At 38.9% G+C, this 3,596-nt stretch carries 3 protein-coding genes; 1 reads left to right on the top strand and 2 read right to left on the bottom strand.

Annotated features, from left to right (window positions below; translation table 11 throughout):
• A partial coding sequence (locus L647_RS0118300; RefSeq protein ID WP_024612324.1) for a CNNM domain-containing protein occupies positions 1–260 on the bottom strand: 260 nt, incomplete at its 3' end.
• 81 nt (positions 261–341) lie between these two features.
• On the opposite strand from L647_RS0118300, the gene L647_RS0118295 reads away from it, so the two are divergent.
• Positions 342–2,837, top strand: coding sequence for a prolyl oligopeptidase family serine peptidase (locus L647_RS0118295; RefSeq protein WP_024612323.1), 2,496 nt, complete (start codon positions 342–344; stop codon positions 2,835–2,837).
• A 90-nt stretch (positions 2,838–2,927) separates the two neighbouring features.
• Here the strand turns inward: L647_RS0118295 and L647_RS0118290 are convergent.
• A partial coding sequence (locus tag L647_RS0118290; protein WP_024610111.1) for an IS30 family transposase occupies positions 2,928–3,596 on the bottom strand: 669 nt, incomplete at its 5' end.

The following is a 3,596-nucleotide window of genomic DNA, read 5'->3' as shown; positions in this document are numbered from 1 at the left end:
GCATCTGAAAAAACCACGGCAGCTTGCGCGCCAACCCCAGCAGCACCAGCGGTGTGAGCCACAGTATTAAGCGTTAAAATAGCAGCTAAAGGCTGATCGATATTATTTTTAAGTTTTTCCAACTGCTGAGCAAGTAAAGGATGCTCCTTACGAAGTAATGCTACGTAGCTAGGTGATATGCTTAATAATACAGCCTCCATCACAGAACACAAAAATGAAATAACAATGGCAACCACCATATAAATAATCAGTAAAGTCACTTTATCTCCTCTATATTGGATATGTGAGCATGGTAACAATACATGCTATATTTGGCTAAATTATTAATAATAGGCTCAACAATGAAGTTTAGCGCACCTTGGTACAACCATAATAAATTGTTTAAACATGCCACAATCCTTTTTACCCTTAGTAGCTTAAGTTTTGCATCGATTGCTGCACCACTCGATAAATCAAAAGTTCAATTTATTGGTCCCTTAGCTGAGGACATGCAATTAAAGCCTTTTCAAACACCTCATGGCGATGCCATTGTTAATAATCTATTGCCACAACTTCAAGCAAACTCCGATGAGTTAACCGTTTTTGGAAAAAAACAAAGCTGGCAGCCATTTAACAAAATTAATGCGCTTACGCTAGGCGGGCTTCAAGCACTTAAGTTTAATATTGAAACAACACGCTTTACACAAGGTACTCTTACCTTAAAAGGAATTGAGCAAGGTCAGTTGTTTATAAATGGTGAACTGCAAAAAAGTGATAAAAACAGCTACAAACTGGCTTTAACTAATAGCACTCACTCTGTTTTAATAGTAGCTCAGCAAGTAGCTAATTGGCACGACGTAACGCTTGATTTTGCACCTAAAAGCGAGGTTGATAAAATTACGCTTAGCACTTCACAAATAAAGCGTTTATCGGCAAAGCAATTATTTGATGCACCTACTATTAGCCAATTATCACTCGCACCTAATGCCAAGCAGTACCTTACTACCACGCGCACTTATAACGATAAAACACAAAACCAAGCAAATACAGTTACCGTCCTTAAAGACTCTGAAAATCAAACGGTTTATCGATTTGAAGCAGGTCAACCAAGTAATATTATTTGGAGCCCAGATAATCAGTTTTTAGTGTATTTATTAAATGGTGAGCTAAAACAGCTTAGTCGTAAAAACTTATCAATAAAAACACTAGCAGACGATTTAGAAGGAGCCAGTGGCTTCACATTTTATAACGACACGAGCCTTTTATTTAGTTGGTCTAAATCTCCAAAAACTACAGACAGCTTAACTAAACATTATAAAGGCTTACAAGATCGTTGGTCGTATGCCCGTAACACCAGCCAAATATATATACTAGACACTAAAAGCGGATTAGCAAAAGCACTCAGCCAAGGCACTCTTTCTCATAGCCTTGAGGATTCAAATAGTAATCGTGGCAAAATATTAATGAGCCGCCCAGTAACGGTAATGCAGGCATCGACTCACCCAGAAACTGAATTAGTCGAACTAGATTTAAAATCAAACAAGGTTTTATCGCTAGGTAAATTTAAAACATTTAACCAGGCTAAATATACAAATAAAGATGTATACGTAGTTGCCGGACCAGATTTTAAAAATGGTACTGGCAGAGCCTTATCTAAAACAATGCTTGCCAATAACTACGATGGACAGCTGTACTTACTTACTGAAGGCGGCAAAAGCGTAAAGGCATTCAGTAAACAGTTCGACCCTGCTATTAGCCTGCTTAAAGTATTAAGTAACGGCAATGCCCTTGTAAAAGTAACAGAGCAAGACACTCAACCACTTTATTTATTTGATTTAAGTAAGCAGCGTTTTAAAAAGTTAAATACTGGCTTAGACATTGTTGAGCAATTTAGCTATTCGAACGACCGAAATACAGAAATTCTCGTAAGTGGCACTAGCGTCTTGGCACCTCAGCAATTAAAACGCCTTAACATAAGTAAAAATAAAACAGATCTATTGTGGGATTCAAAATCTTATGCCTATGCAAATACACGCATGCCTACATTAGAAGAGTTTAATTTTAAAAATAAAAAGGGTATTGAAATAACAGGACGTGTTTATATTCCAAGCAACCTAGATAAAACGAAAAAACACCCTGCTCTAGTTTATTACTATGGTGGTACTTCACCAGTTACTCGTGGCTTTACGGGTCGTTACCCATTTAATTTGTGGGCAGAAAACGGCTACGTTGTTTATGTGTTGCAACCTACGGGCGCAACTGGGTTTGGGCAAACATTTTCAGCGCAACATGTTAATGCATGGGGTGATTATACTGCCGATGATATAATTGAAGGTACTCAGGCCTTTTTGAAAAAATATAATTACGTTGATAGTAAAAAAATTGGGAATTTAGGCGCTTCATACGGTGGTTTTATGACCATGCTACTGGCAACCAAAACCGATATGTTTAGTGCCTCAATTGCTCATGCAGGTATTTCTAATATTACCTCGTATTGGGGCGAAGGTTGGTGGGGTTACTTATATTCTGGTGAAGCATCTAAAAATAGCTTTCCGTGGAATAATCCTGAGCTTTACAGCCAGCATAGCCCAGTATTTCATGCCGATAAAGTAACAACACCTATGCTACTTCTTCATGGTGATAGCGATACTAATGTACCCGTTGGCGAAAGCTTAACAATGTACACTGCGCTTAAATTACTTAATAAAGATGTAGAGTTAATTGAGTACAAAGGTGCCGACCACCAAATTTTTGCACGTGATAAACGATTTGATTGGTGGAATACCATGTTAGCGTACTTTGATAAAAAGCTAAAAGACGAGCCTCAATGGTGGAACTCAATGTATTCAGATAACTAATATTAGTTGTTATTTAGAATAGCGGATTACTATTAATATCTTAATTAGCACCTTTTAATTACGCGGATTCAAATCTGAAGTGCATAACGTTTAGGCGGCTTTAGCCGCCAAGTGATCCTGCATCAATTTTGCAGGCGTTTCAAATCCTAGTGTCTTCCTCGGACGATTATTAAGTTGCTCAAGTACTGGTATAACTTGCGCTGGTGTTACCGTCTTAAAATCTGTGCTCTTCGGCCAATACTGGCGTAGTAATCCATTCGTGTTTTCATTCAATCCGCGCTCCCATGAGTGATAAGGGTGAGCAAAATAAACAGGTACACTTAAAGCCTCTGTGATTTGCTCGTGATAAGCGAACTCTTTTCCATTGTCAGCCGTGATGCTATGAAGCGCTGACCTATATGGCCTTAATAGTTCTATCGTCGCCGCAGTGACGGCTTGTGCTGTTTTGCCTGCCACCTGAGTTGATACAGTGAATTGGGTGACCCGCTCTACAATGGTAACAAGGGCGCCTCGATGACCTTTACCTATAACGGTATCTATTTCCCAATCTCCGATACGACCTTTCTCATCAACTATTTGTGGACGTTCTTCAATGCTAACGCGATTTTTTATTTGCCCTCGGTTTGTTTTACCATGACTGCGCTTGTGATATTTCTTACCGTGTCGGCGCAGATGTAGGTATAACTCACCACCTGCTTTTTTATCTTCCCAGATATACAGATAAATGCATTCATGGCTGACAGACCGTTCACTTTCTTT

The organism is Pseudoalteromonas sp. TB64 (assembly GCF_000498095.1).
GTDB lineage: Bacteria > Pseudomonadota > Gammaproteobacteria > Enterobacterales > Alteromonadaceae > Pseudoalteromonas.
The sequence above is the reverse complement of the archived record's forward strand: the minus strand, read 5'-3'. Positions and strand labels throughout refer to the sequence as shown.